The sequence below is a fragment of the Microcoleus sp. FACHB-1515 genome (assembly GCF_014696105.1).
Taxonomy (GTDB): domain Bacteria; phylum Cyanobacteriota; class Cyanobacteriia; order Elainellales; family Elainellaceae; genus JAAUTJ01.
Map to the genome: position 1 here is coordinate 1 of NZ_JACJPO010000016.1, position 8081 is coordinate 8081.

Consider the following 8081-nt stretch of genomic DNA (forward strand, 5'->3'; position numbering starts at 1 on the left):
GCAACGGCGGAAATTGAACTAGAAAAATTAAAATCTAAACTCGCTCAAACTATTACCCCGCAACCGTTTGAGCAATCGAGAAAATTGTTAAGAAAAATGCGATTAACGCATAGCTGCTGATTTTGCACCAGAGCCGTCTGCTACTGAAAGTGCAGCCTCGACGCAACCAACCGAGATCGCGCCTGCGCCGGAGCCGACTGAAAAACGCCGCACCAAGCACCCCAAGCTGTATGCCGAAGATCTCGATCGCATGATGGCACTCATGCTCCAGCGCGGCACAACGGGCGCGATTGCCGACGTGTTTCAGGTGTTGCTAACTACGTTTGAGCAACAGGCCACGACGACGCAGCAACAGCAGCTAGCGAGCATGGGTGAAATGGGCAAGGCGCTCAATCGCTTTCTCGACAAGATTCAGGCGCTCGAATCGACCGTGAGTGAGTTGGAAGCGGAGCGCGATCGCCTTCAAGCGAATCAGGAGCAACTGGCACAGCTACAGGATCTCCAGACTGAAAATCAGCTTCTTCGATCGCAACTGGAAACCATGCAGGCAGAATTGGCTGACCCGCGCAAAATGCTGGAGCGAGTGCTAGCTCAGCAAACCACTAGCCCGACATCGATTGAGCCGATTGCATCAACCGCAACCGCTGCACCCAGCAGCGAACCTGCTCAGAGCGCACCGATCGCACCTGCCACGCCACGTCAAGCCAAGCCCCCCAAAGCGGAAACAGAATCATCCCGCGCTCGTGGTGATAAGGCCGAAATCATTGACCAAATCATCGAGGCCATGATCTCGTACAACACCAGCCAAGAACGCACCGATCAAATGCTGCGGATTTCATTTCCAGCCATCAAGGGCATTGCGAGTGCGATGGGCGCAAGCTATCAAGCCACGATTCAGGAAGGGATGAAAGCAAAGGCACAAAGGCTCGACGATCTTCATGATCAACTCAAACTGGGAGGCCGGCACAATGCGACTGTGCCCAGAAAGAACGACATCCTTCAGACGATCGCTCGCGAAAATCTGGGACTGGACAATTGGCAAGACGTGAAATTTCCCTAGCGATCGATCGCCCCAAGCTGAACTAACTAGCCGTCCCACGGACAATCGGATCAGGCGCTTCCACATCCCAGCCTTGCAACGACTTGGTTGCGAGGCTGGGATGACCAGACGCCAGCGAATCGAAATACACCACTTGCACTACCCGAATAGCTGATCAACGGCTTCGATCGAATCTTTGTCTTGAATGACCGGGCGCAACGTTTGAGCCTGATCGTCTACCGGATCTGGCGCAGCGTTGTCTTGGGTTGGCACGGGAGATCGGCTTGCGTCGATCGCTGGCGTGGAAACAAACCCCGGTTGAAATTGCAGTTGTGGCACTCTCAACGCTTGCCGCATCGTACTCGCGTGTTTGTCCATTGCGTCACACGCTTCCAGGCAGGTAATGCGTAGATCGGCTTCCAGTTCATTGGCGTGTAACCTTGCATAAGGCAGCAGGCACATCACCAAAATGTCTCCAATCTTGCGATTGAGGTCTTCTTTTTCAAAAGTGTTGAGGTAATCAATCACTTCTGCTAAGGGCGAATCTGCGTAGGGCTGCAATCGAAGACTCAAGCTCTTGCGGGGTCTCGCTTTACTCATGATTTATTTCGCCGTTTGCAGGGTGGATACCAAGTAGTCGAACAGGCCAAAGCAGTCCACGTAGCGCACAATGGCATTTTGATCACTTCTTTCTTCCAGGCGGAAGGGCAACTGTCGCGTTTGATTTTGCAACTCGCTACACCAATCGATCGGCGTGCTGGGAGCGCGATCGTCGATCGGCGCATGGGTCGATTGTCGGGATCGAATTACGCTCGATTCAAGTTGCTCGCAGCTATTGAAGTATTTTTCCAGTCTGGGGCGCAAAAATTGCGCGGCTCCACCGCCAATGAGCACCTCATCTAACGTGGAGGTTGCCAGCGCATTCTTCTTGAGCCACTGCTCAATTTTTTCCCAATACTCTTCAGTTGCCGCCCGAATCACTTGCGCTATTGTTTTGATTTCGGCATCGCGCAGGGCGGCATTTTTGGCAGACGCGAGCGAACGAATGGCATCTGCGGCTTCCCACTTTGGTTCTTGCAGAACGCGAATTCTGCCAAGATACGCTGGTGTGGATGTCCCTTGGGGGGAAGTTTGTGCGAGTGCAGCCGTGAGCTTGTCGCGATCGAGTCCGCCCACGAGTTCATTGATGCGATCGAGCAAAACGGCAAAACCCAAAAGGGGGCTATCGCCATGCTTCAATTCGCCCTGCTCAAAATACAAGGCGGTGGTGTTGCGATGCCCAAGCATCAGGACGCCTAACCGCTTGGAGCGCAGCCAGTCAACACCCCGCGATCGCACGAAGGAGACGGCGATCCCGCCACCTTCCGGGCGGCACAAAAAGCTGGCTAGCTCAATCTTCAGCGCGGTGTGCTGGAATTTAAAATCCGCCAGCATCGCCTTAAGCTGCACCTCAAACAGCGATCGATCGTTGTACTCATTCCAGGGCAGCAGAATTCCCAGTGCGACGGTTAGCTTCCGGCGCGGAGGAACCGAGATTTGATGATCGGCCACGATAATTCCCAGGATGGCGAGAACTTTATAGAGGGCATTTTCGTACTTGCGCTCCTTGATGCGATCTTCAGGATTGAAGCTTTGGGCAAACCGCCCCAACACAAAGACTTCTTCGTTCCACTCGATCCAAGCTCGTGTCATAGGAGCAGGCGAACCCACCCAGGCTTGTCGGGCGAAATACTCTTCGAGCCGCTGCTTTTGAATCTGCTCAACCTCAGTGGACATCGACAGGCAACGCCGCACCCCATCGCTGAGTGCATAAATCACTTTGGATTGCGATCCACCTGCATCGATCGTCAAGGTAATATCAGCCATTTTGCTCCACAAATTGAAGTAATTCCATTGTAGAAAACGAGATTCGGCTTTGCTCTGTCGCAAGGTTGAGCATGTTTGCACAGGTTGGCACAAAAAACTGAAATTATTTGGCTTTTTTGCTCAACAGGCGATTGAGAACGGCTCCAAGTGGGCTAAAGCTGGCGATACAATTTGTGCAAGGCTGTGACGTTTTTGCTCACACAACCCAGTTTTCCCCAGTGATTGATAAAATTGCTAACCTGAAGGGCAAAGGCTAATTTCTATCATGCTTGAAAAGCAAGCTGTGGCAGTACCGGGTATGGGGCAAAAATCACGTCCAAGCATTGAAATTTACTGCACGTCTGAAGCACAAAAGGATGAACTCAAGGCGATCGCGCGCGAACGTGGACTGTCGGTGAGCCGTTTTTTGCTCAACTTGGCATTCGCCAACGGGCGCGATGTCGGGGCACGACGGCGGGCGGAAGGCGCGCTGCTCAATTTCGATGTCTATTGGCAGCTTGGATTAATGGCTCAGCGCCTGCTCGATCGATCGGAATTCACCGATCAGGAAAAAGCCGAACTGCATGAATTGATTCAACAAACGCGCCGCGAGATTGCGCTGAAGCGGCTTTACGATCGCACGGAGGAATCGCGATGAATATTGAATACCATTCAGGATCTGATCCGCTGGGGCTATGCCAATATCTGCTCGATCCAGACAAACAGCTTGATGCCACGCAAAGCCCGATTATTTCAACCAACATGGCGGGACGCACGGCGGCGGAGTTGGCCGAAGAATTTCGCTTCATTAGCGATCTCAATCCGCGCGTGAGGGTGACGATGCGGCATTTTTCGATCTCGTTCCAACCTGGAGAGATGATCAGTCGGCCTAAAATGGCTGCAATTTTTGGACGGCTGTATGAGTTGACCGGACACCAAGATTGTTTGTACGTCAATACGCAACACCACGACCAGGAACATAAATGCGATGTCGAGCATGGGCATGGTGGGGGGAGTGCAGTCGATCGCAACGGCAACTGGGTCGATGACCAGTATCTAGTGGTCAAGCTCAAGTATGGCTGGAAGGGCAATCCGGCGATCGAACGGCAAATCGAAGCGAAGTATGACCTCCAGCCTTATATTTTCCGCCCGCAGCGCGATCGCCACAATCTGACGACGGGCGAATACCGGATGAAGCAGCGGCTGGGACTTGAGCAAACGCCGACTGAACGCTTGTGGGAGCAGGTGCAGGCGGCGACACACGATCAGCCCGCCTTGGTGCTGATGACGGCCAGGTTGAAGGCGGCAGGCGTGGAGGTGCGCTTTCGCGAGGAACACGGCGAGCCGATGGGCATCAGTTTTGCGATCGACGGCCAGCAGCGGGCAGGCGGGGATTTAGGGCCGCAATATACGTTTGGCGGCTTGCAGCGCAACGAGTTGGTGCAGCCTTATGATTCCAGCCAAGCCGAGGAATTGCGCCAGATGCAGAACCGGACGGCGCAGCAGGCTCAGGAGTGGTTGCAGCAGTGGCAAGCACAGATCCAGCGCGAGCATGAACAGCAGGCACGCCGACAGTATTATCGCGATCGCTATCAGCAGTACGCACCGTCTGCGAACCTGTCGCCCGAACAGCAGGATTTAGAGGTGGCACGGCGGGCACTGAGCGATCGGCACAACGCCGAGGAAACACACTGCATTGTGGCGAGCGGCGAACCCGCACAACAGCTTCTGCATCAGCAAGGCCGATCGGCGGCACATGCGTATGTGGTGGCCGTCACCCAACAGGCCGTGAACCGACTGGCGCAGCAGGAGCAGGCTAAGTCCCAGAGCCAGCAGATTGAGTTGTAGGGTGAACCCCGATCGCACACGACGTGGGGCGAACACGGCAGCCGTGCGAACTCTAAGATGTGGATCATTGGATAACGGAATCATTGGCGATGAGGATGCCAAGAAAGTGGGAGCAAGCCTTTTACCGTGATCGCACCGGAGTTGAGAGAAAGGTGCAGGCCGACGAGCTGCACGATCCAACCCGGCGGGCTTTTCTCAAAACGCAGGAACTGTGGGATGCCGACGGAGAAATCCGGCTGTTTATTCGAGCGCGATCGGGGGCACCGCATTTTTACTCGCTCTGTGATTCGGTGCGGCAGTTCATTAGTCGGGCGGAACACTCACGCTTACACAACCAAAGAGTGGATCAACTGCTCGCCGCTTTGCAACCCCAAGGTTTTTCGTTTGGCTACCGGAATTTTACAGCGGGAGAGCCAGCCTGGATTGAACTGTTTAGCACGGAACAGTACCGCTGGGAAAAGGAAGTCACCCGCACCTTGGGGGCGATCCGCTGGCGGCATGATCTGTTTGCGGCACAGTTAGCACACCGCCTCAGCGATCGATCGCCGCTCGTGGCGATCGAGGTAATCGACTCGCATTTTCCCGCTGCCGCTGCATTTGAGGCATGGCTGAAGCTGAGTGCTGAAATGCCGTGCCTGGTGCTGTTTGACTTTATTCGGAAGAAGAACTATTTCTTTCAGGTAGACAAGCAAACCCATCGAGTCCGAGTGGTTTTCTATATTTTCGACGGATTCGTTTGGCGCTCCGGCCAGCCGTGGGCAGGCTGCACGGCGAACTGGTCTAAGGAAAAAGTCAGGGCAGAAATTTAAAGAGGCCAAGATGATTGAAATTGCTGTCTCAAGAAATTTGCAGTAGCACTGCGAGTACCATAACGTTAAGGGACAGTTCGATGTACTCTAACGTTATAGTACTTGGCTCAACACGATGCCGAAAGCCGTCCAGCAAGTCAGAATCGCGATCGAGAGTAACACTGGCGGATCTGGAAAAACAACACTGTCAACCCATTTGGCGTATGCACTGGGCAAGAAGGGATATCGAGTCGTTTTGATTGACCTCGATCAAAATGGCTCGTTGAGCTTGTTTAGTGGAAAAGCGACTACACCTGAGAAACGCCAATCTCTTGCGATCGTTTTCGAGCAAGACTTCAAAGGGGACTATCCTCTCCTGCCCATCTGGAACGATCACATCGACACAGTTCGGTTGATTCAGGGGAGCGCCCCGCTTGAAGATGTCATTCGTAGCCTTCATCTTTATGAACGGAAATATGAAGTGCTCAGAGATCGCCTTGAAGACTATCCGCTTGATGCCGATGTCGTCATTTTGGACACGCCTGCCTCATTGGAACCGATGGGACTGATCGCGCTGGCAGCCTCAACTCACATCCTCGTGCCGTTGAAGCCAGAGTACAAGGATTCGTTTGGGGCAGCAGGGATGGTGAATTGGTTTTATCAAAAAATCGAATCGCTGCGGCTGCGCCCTCAACCGGAAATCTTGGGGTTTGTACCTTCTAGAGTCAATGTTGCTAAATTTGCGGCGCATCGAAATCTACTGGGAATTGACAAGCAAGGAAAACCAAGAACGGATATTGATCTCAACGAGACCATTCCCTACCAACTGCAACAAATGGGAATTACCTGCTTTCCTCCCATTAAAGAGTCAGGTTTTATTTTGAGCGCGAGTGGGACAGGTCTACCCGTTCACCTTTACCAGCCTGGAGATGCGATCGTTCGATCATTTGATCCGATCGTGTCTCGCATCATCGACATTTTGCGAGGAAAGTAATGGCGAAACCCAAACCGATCGGAGCAAGTCAAATTTTTGCCGAGGCTGGGCAAACCCAGAAGGTTTACCAACTGTCGAGCCGAGTCGAAGAATTGGAGGCTGAAATTGTTCAGCTCAAGAGTCAACCGCTTGCCACTCCAGAAAAACGAGAACTTGAAGCGAAAATTCAAGAATTAACTCAACAGCTTTCAGTTCAAGGTGGTATTCAAGAAATTGAAATTGCCCGAATGCAACGCAATATTTTTCAGCCTCGTCAAACCTTTCCACAGGCTGAATTGAAAGCATTTGCTGAGCTACTCAAAGCAGAAGGTCAGCACACTCCAGTGATTTTGTTTCCCTGGAAAGAGGATTATTTAATTTTTGATGGGGAACGGCGGTGGCGCTCGGCTCCCTTGGTTCCGTGGACGACACTCAAAGCCGTCATTCTTCCGCTAGAAACAGAAGAAATCAATATTCAGGAGATTCAAAGTCAAGCTCTGTCAACTTCCATTCATCGAAAAGATTTACACCCGCTCGATTTAGCAGAGTGTTTGATCAATCAGATTATTTATCGATTTCCAGAGTTGGAGGAAGAGCGCGATCGCATTCCAACGATCCTCAACACCTGCCTGCAACGCTTCAAGCGAAACAAGCAGCTTTCAGACCTAACAGCGATTACTACTGAATCAAGAGAGAGGCAGCGTGAATGGTTAGAGTTAGTTGAACTGAAACACCCCGCAGAATTTAATATTTTGCACACGCTGCTGAGCTATCAACTGAATCCAGCATCGATTAACGCGAATGTTTTTCCGCTGCTGGCAATCTCTGACGACCTTAAAGAAGTCGTTCACGAATTCGGCTTGGATGCTAGTAAAGTTCGTGAGCTTAACAAGCTCTCCGCCAAGAAATTGAGGTTAGACGAGGTAGTCGCAGCAGAGATAAGAATAGAGGCTGCTAGAAAAGTTGCGACTGAGAATCTAGCGTTGAGCGAAACCCGCGAGTTAGTCAATCATTTGTTCAGGACGCATAGCGCTGAACAATCAATCGGTCACACTCCATCTCAACGGATGCTGAAGCAGTTGCAGGCGCTTTCAGTTGAAAGCTGGCAACCAGACGAGATCAAAGCGCTTAAGCAAGCACTTGAATCCAAACTTGCAGAACTTGAAATACTCTCAAAAGCAAAGGATTGATGGATCGCTTTTGCAGCAGCCGATAATGCCTTGTGCCAGTTCTTTGACTTCAGCGCGATCGCTATTTTCCAACGCCTGCTGCGCCGTCTCAACTGCGGCCTCGTGGTGTGGAACCATTGCATTGATGAATCATTCCGAGCAAACGCCTGAATCAAATCGTCGGCACTCATCCTTCTGTAGACGAAGAATCTTTTACCGTGAACTGAGATGAACGATGGCAATTTGACTTAATGAAGCAAACTAGCCTCCGCGATCGAAGCCGCTCTCCATTAATCTGAAACAATGGATTCAGCCTGCGCTGCTCCAGTCGCTTGAGTGCCGTTGAAGTAAGTTTCGAGGACTTGTCGCACCATTGGAGCCGCCACTGAACCGCCACCGCCACCCGAATTCTCAACAAA

9 protein-coding genes are annotated in these 8081 nt (G+C 52.0%); 6 read left to right on the plus strand and 3 right to left on the minus strand.

Annotated features, from left to right (window positions below):
- The first annotated feature begins 250 nt into the window (after positions 1–250).
- Positions 251–1060 (plus strand): hypothetical protein, encoded by an 810-nt coding sequence (locus tag H6F67_RS04280; RefSeq protein ID WP_190763679.1) that lies wholly within the window; start codon positions 251–253, stop codon positions 1058–1060.
- 138 nt (positions 1061–1198) lie between these two features.
- Here H6F67_RS04280 and H6F67_RS04285 read toward each other — a convergent pair whose 3' ends face one another.
- On the minus strand, positions 1199–1639 hold the full coding sequence (locus H6F67_RS04285; RefSeq protein WP_190763681.1) for a hypothetical protein: 441 nt from the start codon (positions 1637–1639) through the stop codon (positions 1199–1201).
- A 3-nt stretch (positions 1640–1642) separates the two neighbouring features.
- Positions 1643–2905: a ParM/StbA family protein gene (locus H6F67_RS04290; protein ID WP_190763683.1), complete on the minus strand. Its 1263-nt coding sequence runs from the start codon at positions 2903–2905 to the stop codon at positions 1643–1645.
- A 265-nt stretch (positions 2906–3170) separates the two neighbouring features.
- On the opposite strand from H6F67_RS04290, the gene H6F67_RS04295 reads away from it, so the two are divergent.
- From H6F67_RS04295 to H6F67_RS27595, 5 genes are all read left to right on the plus strand, one after another.
- Entirely contained in the window at positions 3171–3542 is a 372-nt protein-coding gene (locus tag H6F67_RS04295; RefSeq protein ID WP_206753885.1) for a hypothetical protein, read from the plus strand.
- A complete protein-coding gene (locus tag H6F67_RS04300) occupies positions 3539–4732 on the plus strand; it encodes a relaxase/mobilization nuclease domain-containing protein (RefSeq protein WP_190763687.1) in 1194 nt (397 codons plus the stop codon). The genes H6F67_RS04295 and H6F67_RS04300 overlap by 4 nt, the downstream gene beginning before the upstream one ends.
- Before the next feature lie 95 nt (positions 4733–4827).
- Positions 4828–5541 (plus strand): hypothetical protein, encoded by a 714-nt coding sequence (locus H6F67_RS04305; protein WP_190763689.1) that lies wholly within the window; start codon positions 4828–4830, stop codon positions 5539–5541.
- 115 nt (positions 5542–5656) lie between these two features.
- A complete protein-coding gene (locus H6F67_RS04310; RefSeq protein WP_190763691.1) occupies positions 5657–6514 on the plus strand; it encodes a ParA family protein in 858 nt (285 codons plus the stop codon).
- Positions 6514–7683 carry a ParB N-terminal domain-containing protein gene (locus H6F67_RS27595; RefSeq protein WP_242020491.1) on the plus strand — a complete coding sequence of 390 codons (1170 nt, stop codon included), beginning with the start codon at positions 6514–6516 and terminating at the stop codon, positions 7681–7683. Before H6F67_RS04310 ends, H6F67_RS27595 begins: the two co-directional genes overlap by 1 nt.
- Here the strand turns inward: H6F67_RS27595 and H6F67_RS04320 are convergent.
- Positions 7666–7800: a DUF305 domain-containing protein gene (locus tag H6F67_RS04320; RefSeq protein WP_242020492.1), complete on the minus strand. Its 135-nt coding sequence runs from the start codon at positions 7798–7800 to the stop codon at positions 7666–7668. The two genes, H6F67_RS27595 and H6F67_RS04320, sit on opposite strands and share 18 nt — an antisense overlap.
- Positions 7801–8081: the final 281 nt, after the last annotated feature.